Below are 15638 nucleotides of genomic sequence, written 5' to 3'. Positions count from 1 at the left end.
ACAGGGCCGATACGATCTTTACTTCTGCCATCACCGCTTCGCGCACATCGACCTGCGCAAAGCGTAATGTGTAAACCATGTCCTGGCACACCTGTAAAGGATGTGTCCGGTCTGAACACTTGTGCAAAGAAAGGTAAGCCAAAGAAAGCACCCCCAAGTCCGAGTGGCCCCGCTTTGGCGGGGCAACCTGCGCGGCGGTCAGGCGCCGACGGGTCGGGCCCACAGGCCATCCCTGGCCTGAGGCCCCTCGGCCGGACATCCTGTCCGGCTCGACCCTGCGCCCGACCACCGCGCAGGCACTCGCACATGGGACCCCAACGTCAACAGCATTCGCTGGCGCTCACCAAGACTATGAGGGCGGAGAGTTTTCCCTCGGCAAACGCTTTTCGCTCCGGCAAGAAAAAAGCCCCTCCATCTCGCGATGAAGGGGCTCGCATGAACCTGCAGTCTCAAACCCGCTGCCAACCCACCTCCGCCCCCGACTGCGCCTTGCCCAGCGTCCGCGCGATCACGAACAGGTAGTCCGACAGCCGGTTGAGGTACTGCATCGCGAACGGGCTCAGCGGCTCCTCGGCGTGCAGCACCCACAGCGCCCGCTCGGCGCGGCGCGCCACCGCACGCGCCATGTGCGCCTGCGCCGTGGCGGGAGAGCCGCCCGGCAGGATGAACTCCTTCAGCGGCGGCAGCTTCTCGTTCAGCGCCGCCAACTCCTCGTCCAGCTTCTCCACGTGCGCCTCGGTCACCAGCGCATGGCCCGGCATGGCCAGTTCGCCGCCGAGGTTGAAAAGCTCATGCTGGATGCGCTGCAGGCTGGCGTCGAGGCCCGGCGTCAGCGGCAGGGTGCGCAGCAGGCCGATGTGGCAGTTCAGCTCGTCCACGTCGCCCATGGACTGCACGCGCTGGTGCGCCTTGGGCAGCCGGCCGCCGGTGGCCAGGCCCGTGGTGCCGGTGTCGCCGGTGCGGGTGACGATCTTGCTGAGTCGATGTCCCATGCGATGCGCTCTCTGCAGAAGCCGGAAAGTCCGTCCTCCCGCTGGGAGGGGACGGACGCGCAGCTTACAGCTCGTAGCCGAGCGTGATCCAGAAGTTGCGGTCCGGCGAGGGCTGGTAGGAGGCGGCCTCGGCGAAGGTGCCGGGGTCGGTGCCGGCGGCGCCGTACTCGCTGTACTCGTGGTCGAGCAGGTTGTTCACGCGGCCGCGCAGGCTCAGCTTGTTCCAGCGCCAGCCCAGGGCCAGGTTCACCACCGCGTAGCCCGGCAGCTCGTCGAGCGTCTGGTCGTAGTCGCCGGCAAAGCCGCGCGCGTCCACCGCCACCACCTCGGTGTAGGCGTTCAGGCCGTAGGGCAGGCCGAGATCGGCGGAGACCTTGCCGCTGAGCCGGGCCACCAGCGGCACCGGGTTGCCGGCGAAGCCGCCGTTGCGGATCTGGGCATCCACGTACTGGCCGGCGGCGGCCAGCGTCAGGCGATCCAGGGCTTGCCAGCGCGATTCCAGCAGCATGCCGTCGCGCCGGGTATGGTCGAGGTTGATGTTGGTGAACGTGGTCGGGTCGAAGGCGATCTCGTTCTCCAGGTCGGTCCGGAACAGCGTGCCGCGCAGCGTGACCGCCGCGCGCGTCCATTCGGCACCGGCCTCGTAGGAATCGCCGGTCTGGGTGTCGAGCAGGTTGGTGTTGGAGCCCGCCGGCGCGCCGGCGTTGGTGAACTCGTCGACCTTGGCGAAGCGGTAGTTGCGGTCGTAGCGCAGGAACAGGCGCAGGCCCTCGCGGGCGCGCCAGGACAGGCCCGCTTCGCCCGCCGTGCGGTTGTCGGTGAACTCGGTGGGCTGCACGAACGTGAAGCCGTCCTCCACTTCGTTCTCGACGCGCGCGCGGCGCAGGCCGAGCGTGAGGTCCAGGGCCGGCGCCACGGGCAGGATCGCCTGGCCGTAGACGTCGGTCTGGTCCTGGCGGTTGCTTTGCGTGCCGAGCTGCGAGGTGAGCTCGTAATCGGCGCGCTGCAGGTCGCTGCCCAGGGTCACCAGGGCGCTGCCGCTGCCCATGGGGAACCGGCCGACGGCGCGGGGATTGAAGGCGCGCAGCTTGCGATCCTGGAAGGAGTCCTGGGTGGCGATGCCGAAGGTGCCCAGGCGGAAGCTGCCGTCGGAGCGGCGCTCGGTGGCCTCGGCCTCCAGCTTCCAGCGCGAGCCCATCGCCTGGTTGACGCCCAGGCGCAGCACGCGCGTATCGGTGTCGGAGAAGTCGTTGGCGAAGCGCGCCGCCGACTGGCGGCGATCGGCCTTCACCTCGGCGGCGAACAGCGAGCCCGGGGTTTGCAGGTCCTCATCGACCCAGGAGGCTTCGGCAAAGGCGCCGCCGGTGCCCCAGTCGTAGCCGGCGCGGCCCAGCACGTTGCTGTAGTCCAGCTGGTTGTGGTCGCGGTAGTTGTCGCTGCTGCGCGTCTCGGCCGACAGGCGCAGGCTCAGGCCGTTCCTGTTCAGGCCGCCGTTCGCGCGCGCGCGGTAGCCGTCATAGCTGCCGCCGCCCAGTTCCAGGCCCAGCGTGTTGCCCGTGCGGGCGCGGGTGATGATGTTGATCACGCCGCCCACCGCCTGGTCGCCGTAGAGCGCGCCGGCGCTGCCGTTGAGGATTTCGACGCGCTCGACGTCCTTGAGCGAGATACTGCTCAGGTCCGGCGGCGCGATATCCGGGTTGTTGAGGCGGCGGCCGTCGACCAGGATCAGGGTGTTGGCGTTGGCGGCGTCGCCGAAGCCGCGCAGGTCGATCTGTGCGCGCGAGCCGTCGCCGTAGAGGTCGGTGACCTGCGCGCCGCCGAAGCTGCGCAGCACCTCGACGAGGTTGGCGGCACCGGAGGATTCGATCTGCGCGCGGGTGATGGTGCTGACGGCCGCCGGCAGGCGGACATCGGCCTGTTCGGAGCGGGTGGCGGTGACGTAGACCGGGTCCAGCACCACGGCATCGTTGGCAACGGCGGCGAAAGGCGCCAGCACGGCGCCCAGCAAGAGCTTCTTCACGAGATATATCCCCCGCTGCATCCCCGCAGCGTCAGAACGAAAAACCGGCGAGGCGCCGGAGCCTGCTTGAGGCCGGTCTCCGGACTCGAGGCTTGCTGGACCGGCGCCTTCCCATGCCTGCGGCACAGTGGCTTGTAGCCGGTCCCGAACCTCTTACCGTTGCGGGGGCAGTGAGCGCTTTGCACGCTCTTCCCGTTTCACCCCGGGGATCAGCCCGGGGAACCTGAAGCGGGGCGGATTATACGCAGGAAGGCCCCGAGGCCGTATCATGCGCGCGGATTAGCTCCCGATCAGACCCTTTTCCCCGATGAACAGCCCCTTCCTGAGCGCCGCCCTCGACGCCGCCGCCGCCGCCACCGAGATCATCCGCAAGGCCTACCGCGGCAACTTCGACGTGCAGTACAAGGCCGACGCCAGCCCGGTGACCGAGGTCGACGTGGCCTCCGAGAAGGCGATCAAGGCCGTGCTGCAGGCGCGTTTCCCCGAGCACGGCTTCTTCGGCGAGGAAACCGGCAAGTCCAACCAGGATGCCGAGTACCTCTGGCTGGTGGATCCCATCGACGGCACCAAGGCCTTCGTCCGCGGCTACCCGATGTTCTCGATCCAGATCGCGCTGATGAAGCGAGACCTGTCGAGCCCCGGCACGGGCACCGGCGAGCTGGTGCTGGGCGTGTCCTCGGCCCCCTGCTGGAACGGCGGTGCCGGCGAAACCATCTGGGCGGAGAAGGGCAAGGGTGCCTGGCTGGGCAGCGAGCGCCTGCAGGTCAGCCGCATCGACACCCTGGCCAAGGCCACGCTGTCCACCGGCAACCTCGCGCGCCTGGCCAGGTCGCCGCAGTGGGCCGAACTGGGCCGGCTGATCCCGCAGCTGCACCGCATCCGTGGCTACGCCGACTTCGTGCACTACCACCTGCTGGCCTCGGGCCGCATCGACGCGGTGGTGGAATCCGACGTGAACATCCTCGACATCGCCGCGCTGACCGTGATCGTGCGCGAAGCGGGCGGTACCTTCACCGATCTCAATGGCGGTCCGGTGGGCCTGGACACCACCACCGTGCTGGCCAGCAACGGGAAGCTGCACGGCGCCTTCGCCGGTCTGGCGCTGTAGCGCGAACCGCAGGGGCGCCTTGCAAGGCGCCCGTCACGCCCGTGTCACCGCGCGGGGGCGACCATGGGGCTCATCCCCATGCGAGCTGCCCCGATGAGCGCCGAAAACCCGATCCGCGTGCTGTTCATCTGCACCGGCAATTCCGCCCGTTCGATCATGGCCGAAGCCCTGTTGCGGCACTGGGGCCATGAGCGCTTCCAGGCCTTTTCCGCCGGGGCCCATCCGCGCGGCGAAGTGCATCCGCTGACGCTGGAAACCCTGCGGCGCCACAGGCTGTCCTCCGAGGGGCTGCGCAACAAGTCCTGGGACGAGTTCTGCGGCGAGGGCAAGCCGGAGTTGGACCTGGTGGTCACGGTCTGCGACGAAGCGGCCGGCGAAACCTGCCCGGTGCTGCCGGGGGCGCCGGTGCAGGCGCATTGGGGCATTGCCGACCCGGCGGCGGTCCAGGGGACCGGCGAAGAGCGGCTCCATGCCTTCCGCGAGGCCTATGCCGCGCTCGATACCCGCGTGAAGCTGCTGACCGCGCTACGCGACGATCACTTCGCGCACCTGCGCGAATCCGGCCTGCGCGATGAGCTCGAGCGCATCCATCGCGAGGCCGCCACGGGCGGCTAGTTCGCCGCCGCGGGGGATCCCCGCAGGCTGATCACCTGCCAGCCGCGCTTCACCGCCTCGTCGCGCAGCACCTCGTCCGGGTCCACCGCCACCGCCTGCTGCGCCATCTCCAGCAGCGGGATGTCGTTGCGCGAGTCGCTGTAGGCCGTCATGTGCGTGTAGGCCTGCGGCTGCGCTGCCAGCCATTCCCGGAGGCGCACCACCTTGCCGCCCTGGAAGTTCGGCAGGCCGGCGACCTGGCCGGTGTAGCGGCCGTCGCGGATCTCCGGGTCCGTGGCGATCAGGTGCGGCACGCCCAGCAGCTCGGCGATCGGCTCGGTGACGAAGCGGTTGGTGGCGCTGGTGATCAGCAGCGTCGCGCCCTCGGCGCGGTGGCGCTCCAGCAGCGCGGGTGCGCCCGCGGCCACCACCGGCTCGATCTTTTCGCGGATGAACTGGCGGCGCCAGGCCTGCAGCGTCTCCATGCTGTGCTGCGACAGCGGCTTCAGCGAGAAGGCGCAGAACTTGAGGATGTCCAGCGTGCCGGCCTGGTATTCCTCGTAGAAGCGCCGGTTGTCGCGCTCGTAGGCCTCGCGGTCCACATGCCCCTGCTCGACCAGGAACTGGCCCCAGAGGTAGTCGCTGTCACTGGCCAGCAGGGTATGGTCGAGGTCGAAGACGGCGATTTTCATGGGGGGTCGGAGCGGCTGGGAGAAGCTTCGGGGGCGGCATCTTAACCGGGGCATATACAGCACCGGGGGGATTTGCCATTATCCTTCGAGAACCTATTCATTATCCCACCTCAAGTGATTGATTCAGAAGGATTCCGTCCAAACGTTGGGATTGTGCTGACGAGCGCGGCCGGCCAGGTGCTGTGGGCCAAGCGCATCGGCCAGCAGGCCTGGCAGTTTCCGCAGGGCGGGATCAAGCGCGGCGAGTCTCCCGAGGCCGCCCTGTTCCGCGAGCTCCATGAAGAGCTCGGGCTGCTGCCGCAGCACGTCGAGGTGATCGGCGTGACCAGCGGCTGGCTGCGCTACCGCCTGCCCCAGCGCTACCTGCGCCGCCCGCGCGGGCGCCTGTGCATCGGCCAGAAGCAGAAATGGTTCGCGCTGCGCATGCTCGGCGGTGACCAGCTGGTGCGCTTCGACGCCAGCGACAAGCCGGAATTCGACGGCTGGCGCTGGGTGGACTACTGGCTGCCGATGGACGAAGTGGTGGAGTTCAAGCGCGAGGTCTATCGCCGCGCGCTGACCGAGCTGGCGCCCCTGCTGGGCCAGTCCGGGCGGCAGCCCCCGGAAGACGCTCCCCGGACGGCTGCGGCGTGAGGCCGGCGGCCGGGCTGCTGGCCACGCTGCTGCTGGGCGGCTGCGCCACGCTGGACCGCAACGAGTGCCTGCAGGCCAACTGGACCGACCTCGGCGCCCGCGACGGGCAGTCCGGCTATCCGGCCAGCCGGCTGGAGGAGCACCGCGACGCCTGCCGCGAACACGGCATCATTCCCGACGACCGCAGCTATCTCGCCGGCCGGGAGCAGGGCCTGCGCTACTACTGCACCGCCGAGAACGGCTACCGCGAAGGGCGCCGCGGCGCCGCCTACCAGCGCGTCTGCCCGCTGGAGGCCGAGGCGGCCTTCCTGCCGGAGTACGAGCTCGGCCGCGAACTCTACCAGCTGGAGCAGGACGCCAATGAGCTGCGCGGCCGCATCGACGAGCACGAGCGTGCCCTGGGCGACCCCGGCCTGACGCGCGAGCAGCGCTACGACCACCGGCGCGAGCTGGACTACCTCTACCGCGAACTGGCCTCCCTGCGCCGGCAGATGGATCGCCTCGAGGGGTGGCCCGGCGCGTCTGGGCGATGACCAAATGTCATCGCCTGCGCCGGGTCGCGGGCGGCCATGGAATGGTTGGCCCCGTTTGAGGCATGACTTTATGTCATGCCGAAGCAAGCCAAACATGCCCCGGGGTTGATTTAGGCAACCGAGGTCGCGCCAGGGACGGTTCCCCGAAACCGCTTGTCGGGCAAACCGGAAGTTTATTGACAATCATTATCATTTCGTATGCAATGCAGCCCATGATCGTCTGCGTCTGCAAAGCCGTTTCCGACCGCCACATCCGCCGCTCCGTCGCGGCCGGGGAGGTCGTGAGCCTGCGTGACCTGACCCGCGAACTGGGCCTGGGCACCTGCTGCGGCAAGTGCGTCCCCGCCGCCCGCGAAGTCCTCGGCGAAGCCCTGGCGGCCCAGCCCGCCTCGCCGGCGCTGCTGATGCCGGCCGCCGCCAACCAGCCGGTCGTCCTCAGCGCCTGAGCCGGCTTGAACGCGCATGCGAATCGCATGCAAAAGCGTTTAAAAAACCAATAAAAACAGCCACTTGGGCTGGACTCCGAGCGGGGCCAGGGGCTACACTGTGCGCCAAAGCCCCCACCCAGGAGCGCGCCATGCGCGGTGATCCCAAGGTCATAGAATTCCTCAACCAGGCCCTGCGCAACGAGCTCACGGCCATCAACCAGTACTTCCTCCATGCCCGCATGCTGGGCAACTGGGGCATGAAGAAGCTGGAGAAGGTCGAGTACCACGAGTCGATCGACGAGATGAAGCATGCCGACCGCCTCATCAAGCGCATCCTGTTCCTCGACGGCCTGCCCAACCTGCAGGACCTGGGCAAGCTCTACATCGGCGAGGACGTGAAGGAACTGCTGGAATGCGACCTGCGCCTGGAGCTGGAGGCCGTGCCCCTGCTCAAGGACGCCATCGCCTACTGCGAGCAGGTCCGCGACTACAACAGCCGCGAGCTGTTCGAGGACATCCTCGACAGCGAGGAGCACCACATCGACTTCATCGAGGAGCAGCTGGGCCTGATCGAGCGCATGGGCATCCAGAACTACATCCAGTCCTCGGCCGGGGCTCCGGCGGAAGGCGAATAGCCGCGCTCTGGCGATGACTGAATGTCATCGCCTGCGGCTGTTCGCGGGCGGCCAGGGATGGCCGGCCAGCGGGTAGCTGGGCGAGCAGCGGTCTCGCCACGGATGGCGCCCCGACAGCTCCTTGATATGAAAAAGCCCCGCGCAAGCGGGGCTTTTTTCGTTGGGATGAACGGTTCGGTTGTGGTGGTGGCTTTCGCCAGCTTCAGAACGGCTTCACCACCACCAGGATCACCACCGCCAGCAGGCCCAGCGCCGGCAGCTCGTTCATGATCCGGTAGAACTTCGCGCTCCTGGTGTTGCGCTGCTCGGCGAAGGCGCGGACCCGGGTCTTGAGCCAGCCGTGGTAGCCGGACAGGGCCAGCACCAGGGTCAGCTTGGCGTGCAGCCAGCCGGCCTTCATGTAGCCCGGGAACTGGGACAGCAGCCACAGGCCGAACACCCAGGTGCCGATCATGCCGATCGTGGTCATCACCATCAGCCGCCGCTCCATGGTGCAGAAGCGCTGGTAGCCCTCCGTGTCGGCGGCCTTGACCTCGGTGTGGTAGACGAACAGCCGCGGCAGGTAGAACAGGCCGGCGAACCAGGCGACGACGAAGATGATGTGAAACGACTTGATCCAAAGCATGTCAGAGGCTGCCTGCGCGTGGCGTGGGGGTGGCTGGAACCTCTATTATCGCGCCCTCAACGGACGGATGTGAGTCATGATCAAGGTCGGAATCGTCGGCGGGACCGGGTATACCGGCGCCGAACTGCTGCGCCTGCTGGCGCAGCACCCCCAGGTGCAGGTCACGAAGCTGACCTCGCGCAAGGAGGCCGGCCTGCGTGCGGACCAGCATTTCCCCCACCTGCGCGGCTATACCGGCGACCTCACGTTCAGCGTCCCCGACGTGGACTCGCTGTCGGATTGCCAGGCGGTGTTCTTCGCCACGCCGCACGGCGCCTGCATGGCCATGGCCCCGGAGCTGGTGGCGCGCGGCGTGAAGATCGTGGACCTGTCGGCCGACTTCCGCCTGCAGGACACCGCCGAGTTCAAGCGCTGGTATGGCATGGACCACAGCTGCCCCGACCTGCTGGCCGAGGCGGTCTATGGCCTGCCCGAGGTTAACCGGGTGGACATCTCCCGGGCGCGCATCGTCGGCAACCCCGGCTGCTATCCCACCTCCGTGCAGCTCGGCTTCCTGCCGCTGCTGGAGGCCGGCCTGGTGGACGCCGAGCATCTGATCGCCGACTGCAAGTCCGGCGTCAGCGGTGCCGGCCGTGAAGCCAGGATCGGCTCGCTGTTCGGCGAGGCGGCCGACACCATGAAGGCCTATGGCATTCCCGGGCACCGGCACTGGCCGGAAATCACCCAGGGCCTGCGCCGCATGTCCGACACGCCGGTCAGCCTGGTGTTCAGCCCGCACCTGACGCCGATGATCCGCGGCATCCATTCCACGCTCTACGCGCGCCTCAAGGACCCCTCCGTGGACCTGCAGGCCCTGTACGAGTCGCGCTACCGCGGCGAGCCCTTCGTGGACGTCATGCCCGCGGGCGAGCACCCGGAGACGCGCAGCGTGCGCGGCAGCAACCGCTGCCGCATCGCCGTGCACAAGGCGCCGGACGGCAAGACCGCCGTGGTGCTGGTGGTGATCGACAACCTGGTCAAGGGCGCCTCGGGCCAGGCCATCCAGAACCTCAACCTGATGCTGGGCCTGGACGAGAGCCTGGGCCTGGACGCCCCGCCGCTGTCGCCGTAGGCCGGGGCATCCGCCATGCAGCACAAGATCGTCATCGCCCGCCACCGGCCCTGGCTCAAGACCGGGCTGGTGGCGGGCGGCGTCTCCCTGCTGGCGGTGCTGATGTGGGGCCTGTACTCCTATACCCGCGCCACCACGGTGTCGGACTTCGAGCGGGCCCAGACCGAGCTGGAGCGGGCCCAGGACGAGCGCCGCAACCTCAGCCGCGACCTGCGTGCCGCCCGCGCCGAGGTGGAGGACCTGCGCAACCAGCTGGCCTACCAGAAGCGCTCGGTGGAGATCGACAGCCATGCCTGCGACGAGGTCCGGCAATCCCTGACCGCGCTGCAGAGCGAGGTGTCCTCCCTGCGCGAGCAGCTGACCTTCTACCGCGGCATGTCGCCCACCGGGCAGACCCGCTCGGGCGTGCGCGTGCACGACATCAAGCTGCAGCCCAAGGACCGTGAGCCCCGGACCTACAGCTACGACCTCACCCTGATCCAGTCGGCGCAGAAGGACCGCTTCTTCGGCGGCAATGTGCGAATGGAAATTCAAGGACTTAACGGCGCCGTCCGGCACAACCTGGCGCTCGACGACATCGCCGTCGGCGACATCAAAAAGCTGATATTCTCGATGAAGTACTACGAGGAATTCCGCGGCGAATTCCGGTTGCCGGAAGGCTTCAAGCCGCAGCGTGTCGTCGTCTCGCTCCAGATTGACGGCGAAAACACTCCCCGGCCCGAGGAGAGCTTCGAATGGAATCGGATCCTGGCCGGAGGTGGAGGAAATGAAAATGTTCGGCGGTAGCAATCCCAAGGGCAACAGCTCGTCCACCCCGGTGGATACCCTGATCGGCCGTCAGACCGAGATTCTCGGCGACGTCCGCTTCTCCGGCGGCCTGCACGTGGACGGCAAGATCAAGGGCAAGGTCATCGCCAACAGCGACAAGGCGGCCTCCCTGTCGGTCAGCGACACCGGCCTGGTTGAAGGCGACGTCCGCGTCCCCAATATTGTCCTGAACGGCGCCGTCACCGGCGACGTGCATGCGACGGAAAAGATCACCCTGGCCGCCAAGGCCCGCGTGAACGGCAACGTCTACTACAAGATCATCGAGATGGAAGGCGGCGCCACGGTCAACGGCCAGCTCGTGCATGAAGGCGAAGCCGGCCGTGCTCCGGCGGCGCTGACGCAGAAGCCGGCCGATGACTCGGTGGACCAGCTGAGCGAGGCTCGGCGCGCCAAGGGTCTGTAAGGCGGTTCTTTGACGCCCGCGAGGGCAAGAGTGTGCTGTGATGGAAGCTGAAGCTGAGTTCGAGACGGTGATCTTCACCGAGGCCGCGGCCAACAAGGTCCGCGAACTGCTGGACGAGGAAATCGACGTCGACCAGAAGCTGCGGGTGTTCGTCACCGGCGGCGGCTGTTCCGGTTTCCAGTACGGCTTCAAGTTCGACAAGGCCGCCGAGGAAGGCGACACCGTGGTGGTCAAGAACGGCGTCACCCTGCTGGTGGACCCCATGAGCGTGCAATACCTCATGGGCGCCGAGATCGACTACAAGGAAAGCGTCGAGGGTTCGCAGTTCGTGATCCGCAACCCCAATGCGAGCACGACCTGCGGCTGCGGTAACTCGTTTTCCGTCTAGAGCTTCGTGGGAGCGGCTCCAGCCGCGATCTTTGGGGGATGCTCTGCGAAGGATCGCGGCTGGACCGCTCCCGCAGTCAATCTGTCTGGCAGGAGCGGCTGACGGCCCGCTCCTGCATTCGCCAACGGCCTCAGGCCCGGTAGATCCCGCCGAGGATCACCGGCCGCTCCGCCCCCGTCACCGCCGGCAGGTTCCCGGGTAATCCCCTCATCGTCCGCATCGCCAGCCAGGCGAAGGCGGCCGCCTCCACATGCTGCGGATCCAGGCCGGCGCCCGCCGTGGTGCCCAGCGCCATCGGCGCCAGCAGCGCCCGCAGGCGCTCCATCAGCAGGGGGTTGCGCGTGCCGCCGCCGCAGGCCAGCACCTCCTGCGTCCGCGGGCCATGGCGGCGGATCGCATCCGCCACCGTCCGCGCCGTCAGTTCGCAGAGCGTGCGCTGCACATCGGCCGGCGCCAGGCCGTCCAGGCCGGGATAGCGGTGGCGCAGCCAGTCCAGGTGGAAGTCGCCGCGGCCGGTGCTCTTGGGTGGCGGTGCGGCGAAGTAGGGATCGCCGAGCAGGGCCTCCAGCAACTCCGGGTGCAGCCGTCCGCTTGCGGCGAAGCGGCCGTCCTCGTCATAGGCCCGGCCGAGCTGCCGCTCCGCCCATTCGTCCATCAGCCCGTTGGCCGGGCCGGTATCGAAGCCGCTGACATCCGAGGCGTCCGCGCCCGGCAGCAGCGTGATGTTGGCGATGCCGCCGAGGTTCAGGGCCACCCGCGGCCGGTCCGCGCGCGCGAACAGCGCGTGATGGAAGGCGGGCACCAGCGGCGCCCCCTGGCCGCCGGCGGCGACGTCGGCGCGGCGGAAGTCGGCCACGGTGGTGATGCCCAGGCGCTGTGCGACCAGCGAAGGGTTGCCCAGCTGGATGCTGCCGCAGGTGCCGGCGGGATCGTGGAACACCGTCTGGCCATGGGAGCCGACCGCCCGGATGGCACCGGGCGGCAGGCCGGCGGCGGCCAGCGCCGCACCGGCGGCGTCGGCAAAGGCCCGCGCCACGTCGCGGTCCAGTTCGGCCAGCTCGCGCAGCGACAGCTGCGGCACCGTGCGCTGCAGCGTCAGCAGGCGTTCGCGCAGGGGCGCCGGGTAGTGCCCGGCCGCATGTGCCTGCACGCCCTGGAAGCGGGGTTCGGGAAGGGAGTCGTCGAAGGCGCAGACGGCGGCGTCGATGCCGTCCATGCTGGTGCCCGACATCAGGCCGATGAAGTATTCCATCGGCCTGATGTTACTGCAGGAGTGCCGGGGCCCGTATCAGGGTCGGCTTGGGCCGGCATCGGCGCCGGCCCTGCGATCAGGGCGTCGCGTTCCGGCCGGAGAAGTCCTGCACCATCGCCGACTGCTGCATGGAGATCGACTCCAGCGCGGCCAGGGCGCCGGCGTTCTCGGCGCGCCAGGCGGCCACTTCCGACTTCGACAGCGGGTTGGCGCGCGGCAGGGCCACGGTGATCGGGTTGACGTGCAGGCCGTTCACGCGGAATTCGTAGTGCAGGTGCGGCGCGGTGGCCAGGCCCGTGGCGCCGACGTAGCCGATCACCTGGCCCATCTTCACCTTGGAGCCGGCGCGCAGCCCGCTGCGGAAGCGCGACAGATGGCCGTACAGCGTCTCGTACTTCTGGCCGTGCTTGATGATGATGACATTGCCGTAGCCGCTCTTCTTGCCGAGGAACTCGACGGTACCGTCGCCGGTGGTCTTCACCGGGGTGCCGGTGCCGGCGGCGTAGTCCACGCCCTTGTGGGCGCGGATGACGTTGAGGATCGGGTGCTTGCGGGCCAGGTTGAAGCCCGAGCTGATGCGGGCGAAGTCGACCGGCGTGCGGATGAAGGCCTTGCGGAAGGAGCTGCCGTCCGGCGCGTAGTAGGCGGCATTGCCCTTCTTGTCCACGTAGCGCATCGCCTGGTGGACCTTGCCCTTGTTCACGAACTCCGCGATGGTGATGTTGCCGTCGCGCAGCTTCTTGCCGTCCTTGTAGTAGGCGTCATAGACCACCACGAAGCGGTCGCCGCGACGCAGGTCCAGGGCGAAGTCGATGTCGTAGTTGAAGATCTGCGCCAGTTCCAGCGTCAGGCGGTTGGACAGGCCGGCCTTCTGGGCGGCGGCGAACAGCGAGGAGTCGATCACGCCGGCCACCTCGGCCTGGCGCTTCTCCAGCTCGGCGGCGATGGTGAAGGCCTCGAGCTGGTCATCGACGCGGCGCACCTGCAGCGTATGCGTCTCGTCCAGCTCGTAGCTCAGTTCCTCCAGGCTGCCTTCGGCGTTGCGGCGCAGGCGGATCACCTCGCCGGGGCGCAGGTTGCGCAGCTGGCGCGCGTCCTGGCTCAGCGTCAGCAGCTGCAGCGACTCGCTGTGCGGCAGGCCTTCGGCCTCGAAGATGGTCGACAGCGTCTGGCCGCTTTCCACGGTCAGCGCCTTCCAGTCGGTCAGCGACGGGGCGGCCGGCGTTTCCGCGGTGGCCTGGGCCTGCAGCTGCGCGTCCAGCGCCAGGTCCGAAGCCGGCGTGGGGAAGGCGGCGGCCACGTCGGCAGGCGCCGCGCCCGACAGGGCGCTGCTGCGCGTGGCGATGCTCTCGTGGCCGACAATGGCGGCCAGCATGGCGACGGAGATCGTCGCCATCACAACGGAGCGCTTGGCCGAGCGGCGGGGAGCCAGCTCGGCTGGGCTATAATCGAAATTCATCGTGATAACTCAAAAAACGTGAAACCGCGCGGGGCTCTGCGGTTCATGCCGGGGTCGCCTTTGTGACCGGCGTCTCTCCGGGTGTCATAATGCGTAAGGAAACATACTTTTTTAGGCATTGCAAGAAAATCCCCTGGTAACTCCGGCTCAGTCTGCAGCGAGCCCGGCCTTATGACCGCCCCGTCTACCCCTATTCCATTGCATTTCCCATGACCGCCGATCTCGCCGAACTCGTCCGTGGAACGGACGAAATCATCCCGGATGCTGAATTTCGCAGCCGCCTTGCGGAGGCGGAGGCGAAAGGCCAGAAACTGAGAATCAAGGCGGGGTTCGACCCCACGGCCAAGGACCTGCATCTGGGCCACACGCTTTTGCTTAACAAAATGCGTGCCTTCCAGGAGGCGGGCCACGAGGTGATCTTCCTGATCGGCGACTTCACCGGCATGATCGGCGACCCGACCGGCAAGAACGAAACCCGAAAACCCCTTACGCGGCAACAGGTTGAGGAAAACGCCCAGACCTACCGGACCCAGGTGTTCAAGATCCTGGACCCGGAGAAGACCCAGGTGGTCTTCAACAGCCAGTGGCTCGACGCCCTGGGCGCCGAGGGCCTGATCAAGCTCGCCGCCCAGCACACCGTGGCCCGCATGATGGAGCGTGATGACTTCACCAAGCGCTACGCCGCCGGCCAGCCGATCGCGGTCCACGAATTCCTCTACCCCCTGCTCCAGGGCTACGACTCCGTTGCCCTGAAGTCCGACGTAGAGATGGGCGGAACCGACCAGAAGTTCAACCTGCTGGTGGGCCGCCACCTGCAGGCGGCCTACGGCCAGCGTCCCCAGTGCATCATGACCGTGCCCATCCTCGAGGGCCTGGACGGCGTGCAGAAGATGTCCAAGAGCCTGGGCAACTACGTGGGCGTCAACGACGCCCCCGGCGAGATGTTCGGCAAGCTGATGTCGGTGTCCGACACGCTCATGTGGCGCTACTACGACCTGCTGTCCTTCCGCCCCCTGGCCGAGATCGCCGGCCTGCGGCGCTCGGTGGAGGAGGGCGCCAATCCGCGCGACATCAAGATGGGCCTGGCGGTGGAGATCGTGGACCGCTTCCACGGCGGCGGCGCCGGCGAGTCGGCCAAGGCGGCCTTCATCGCGCAGTTCTCGCAGGGCTCGCTGCCGGCCGACATCCCCACCGTGAAGCTGCCGGCGCCCGCCGCCGGCCTGCAGATCGGCAAGCTGCTGAAGGAAGCCGGACTGGTACCGTCCACCTCCGAGGCCAACCGCATGCTCGACCAGAAGGCCGTGCGGGTGGACCAGGTCCGCATCGAGGATCGCGGGCTGCTGCTCAAGCCCGGGCAGACCTACCTGCTGCAGGTCGGCTCCCGGCGCTACGCCTATGCCGAGCTGATCGAGCAGGCCGGCTGAAAGACCCGCAGGAAGGGGCCCGCCAGGGCCCCTTCCCGCGTCTGGAGCCTGGCGACGCCGGCGGCGGTGGCCGGCGGCTCGGGAGGGCGCGTGAAAGGGCTTCTGCGGGCGGCGGTCAAGAAACGTTCATTTTTTGGCTAAAAACTGCCCAAAATCAGCGCGTTTCAGGGTTTCATCGATCTTTCGCAAAAACATAAAACGCCATAAAAACAGCTGCTTATGCTTTTGTCTGCAGGTGAGTGTTGACGCACCTCGAATTTTCCCTAGAATTCGCCTTCCTCGCTGACGGCAACGACGCAAAACGACGAAGCCCTAAAGCACTGATCTTTAAGAACAAATTAGCAAGTAATTTGTGTGGGTGCTCCCGGTGCGTGGCAGAAGCCACAGCAGCACAACCGAGAGTATCAACGTAAAGCCAAACGTAAGTTGAGCATAGCGAAGATAGCTCTTACGGCACTGAAGACCCTTTTGGGGTTGAGGTGCCATCCAGTTATACATATTTAATTGGAGAGT

At 67.5% G+C, this 15638-nt stretch carries 17 protein-coding genes and 1 riboswitch; of the genes, 11 read left to right on the top strand and 6 right to left on the bottom strand.

Annotation, left to right across the window (positions count from 1 at the left end; genetic code table 11):
- Window positions 1-449: 449 nt before the first annotated feature.
- Both C3942_RS21590 and C3942_RS21585 read right to left on the bottom strand, forming a co-directional pair.
- A complete protein-coding gene (locus C3942_RS21590; protein ID WP_104232444.1) occupies window positions 450-992 on the bottom strand; it encodes a cob(I)yrinic acid a,c-diamide adenosyltransferase in 543 nt (180 codons plus the stop codon).
- 64 nt (window positions 993-1056) lie between these two features.
- Window positions 1057-3012 carry a TonB-dependent receptor gene (locus tag C3942_RS21585; protein ID WP_165797573.1) on the bottom strand — a complete coding sequence of 652 codons (1956 nt, stop codon included), beginning with the start codon at window positions 3010-3012 and terminating at the stop codon, window positions 1057-1059.
- A 53-nt stretch (window positions 3013-3065) separates the two neighbouring features.
- Window positions 3066-3254: riboswitch (cobalamin riboswitch) on the bottom strand.
- A 65-nt stretch (window positions 3255-3319) separates the two neighbouring features.
- Here C3942_RS21585 and C3942_RS21580 point away from each other — a divergent pair.
- Window positions 3320-4120, top strand: a complete 801-nt coding sequence (locus C3942_RS21580) for an inositol monophosphatase family protein (RefSeq protein ID WP_104232442.1) — start codon at window positions 3320-3322, stop codon at window positions 4118-4120.
- Between the two features lie 93 nt (window positions 4121-4213).
- The gene (locus tag C3942_RS21575; RefSeq protein ID WP_104232441.1) at window positions 4214-4735 is read left to right on the top strand and encodes an arsenate reductase ArsC; all 522 of its coding nucleotides are present in this window, start codon (window positions 4214-4216) and stop codon (window positions 4733-4735) included.
- Here the strand turns inward: C3942_RS21575 and C3942_RS21570 are convergent.
- Window positions 4732-5406 carry a histidinol-phosphatase gene (locus tag C3942_RS21570; RefSeq protein ID WP_104232440.1) on the bottom strand — a complete coding sequence of 225 codons (675 nt, stop codon included), beginning with the start codon at window positions 5404-5406 and terminating at the stop codon, window positions 4732-4734. The two genes, C3942_RS21575 and C3942_RS21570, sit on opposite strands and share 4 nt — an antisense overlap.
- 114 nt (window positions 5407-5520) lie before the next feature.
- Between C3942_RS21570 and C3942_RS21565 the strand changes: the two genes are divergently transcribed.
- The 4 genes from C3942_RS21565 to bfr all read left to right on the top strand — a co-directional run bounded on the left by C3942_RS21565 (window position 5521) and on the right by bfr (window position 7635).
- The gene (locus C3942_RS21565; protein ID WP_104232439.1) at window positions 5521-6039 is read left to right on the top strand and encodes an RNA pyrophosphohydrolase; all 519 of its coding nucleotides are present in this window, start codon (window positions 5521-5523) and stop codon (window positions 6037-6039) included.
- On the top strand, window positions 6036-6572 hold the full coding sequence (locus C3942_RS21560) for a DUF2799 domain-containing protein (protein WP_104232438.1): 537 nt from the start codon (window positions 6036-6038) through the stop codon (window positions 6570-6572). Before C3942_RS21565 ends, C3942_RS21560 begins: the two co-directional genes overlap by 4 nt.
- A gap of 62 nt (window positions 6573-6634) precedes the next feature.
- A complete protein-coding gene (locus tag C3942_RS23020) occupies window positions 6635-7018 on the top strand; it encodes a (2Fe-2S)-binding protein (RefSeq protein ID WP_366516650.1) in 384 nt (127 codons plus the stop codon).
- 131 nt (window positions 7019-7149) lie between these two features.
- Complete coding sequence (gene bfr, locus C3942_RS21550) at window positions 7150-7635, top strand: bacterioferritin (RefSeq protein WP_104232437.1); 486 nt, start codon at window positions 7150-7152, stop codon at window positions 7633-7635.
- 202 nt (window positions 7636-7837) lie between these two features.
- On the opposite strand, the gene hemJ is transcribed toward bfr, so the two are convergent.
- Window positions 7838-8260, bottom strand: coding sequence for a protoporphyrinogen oxidase HemJ (hemJ, locus tag C3942_RS21545; RefSeq protein WP_104232436.1), 423 nt, complete (start codon window positions 8258-8260; stop codon window positions 7838-7840).
- A gap of 76 nt (window positions 8261-8336) precedes the next feature.
- Between hemJ and argC the strand changes: the two genes are divergently transcribed.
- Genes argC through erpA form a run of 4 tightly spaced genes read left to right on the top strand, consistent with a single transcriptional unit; the run spans window position 8337 to window position 10990 of the window.
- A complete protein-coding gene (argC, locus tag C3942_RS21540; RefSeq protein ID WP_104232435.1) occupies window positions 8337-9371 on the top strand; it encodes an N-acetyl-gamma-glutamyl-phosphate reductase in 1035 nt (344 codons plus the stop codon).
- A gap of 15 nt (window positions 9372-9386) precedes the next feature.
- Window positions 9387-10157: a DUF6776 family protein gene (locus C3942_RS21535; protein ID WP_104232434.1), complete on the top strand. Its 771-nt coding sequence runs from the start codon at window positions 9387-9389 to the stop codon at window positions 10155-10157.
- Window positions 10144-10602, top strand: coding sequence for a bactofilin family protein (locus C3942_RS21530; protein ID WP_243393708.1), 459 nt, complete (start codon window positions 10144-10146; stop codon window positions 10600-10602). Before C3942_RS21535 ends, C3942_RS21530 begins: the two co-directional genes overlap by 14 nt.
- A 40-nt stretch (window positions 10603-10642) precedes the next feature.
- The gene (gene erpA, locus C3942_RS21525) at window positions 10643-10990 is read left to right on the top strand and encodes an iron-sulfur cluster insertion protein ErpA (protein ID WP_104232433.1); all 348 of its coding nucleotides are present in this window, start codon (window positions 10643-10645) and stop codon (window positions 10988-10990) included.
- Between the two features lie 130 nt (window positions 10991-11120).
- On the opposite strand, the gene C3942_RS21520 is transcribed toward erpA, so the two are convergent.
- Window positions 11121-12242 (bottom strand): anhydro-N-acetylmuramic acid kinase, encoded by a 1122-nt coding sequence (locus tag C3942_RS21520; protein WP_104232432.1) that lies wholly within the window; start codon window positions 12240-12242, stop codon window positions 11121-11123.
- Between the two features lie 76 nt (window positions 12243-12318).
- Window positions 12319-13701 carry an OapA family protein gene (locus C3942_RS21515; protein ID WP_243393707.1) on the bottom strand — a complete coding sequence of 461 codons (1383 nt, stop codon included), beginning with the start codon at window positions 13699-13701 and terminating at the stop codon, window positions 12319-12321.
- A gap of 209 nt (window positions 13702-13910) precedes the next feature.
- On the opposite strand from C3942_RS21515, the gene tyrS reads away from it, so the two are divergent.
- Window positions 13911-15125 carry a tyrosine--tRNA ligase gene (gene tyrS / locus C3942_RS21510; RefSeq protein ID WP_104232431.1) on the top strand — a complete coding sequence of 405 codons (1215 nt, stop codon included), beginning with the start codon at window positions 13911-13913 and terminating at the stop codon, window positions 15123-15125.
- Window positions 15126-15638: the final 513 nt, after the last annotated feature.

Source organism: Solimonas fluminis (assembly GCF_002930645.1).
Taxonomy (GTDB): Bacteria; Pseudomonadota; Gammaproteobacteria; order Nevskiales; family Nevskiaceae; genus Solimonas_A; species Solimonas_A fluminis.
Note: the sequence above shows the minus strand (reverse complement) of the source record. Positions and strands in the feature narration are given on the sequence as shown.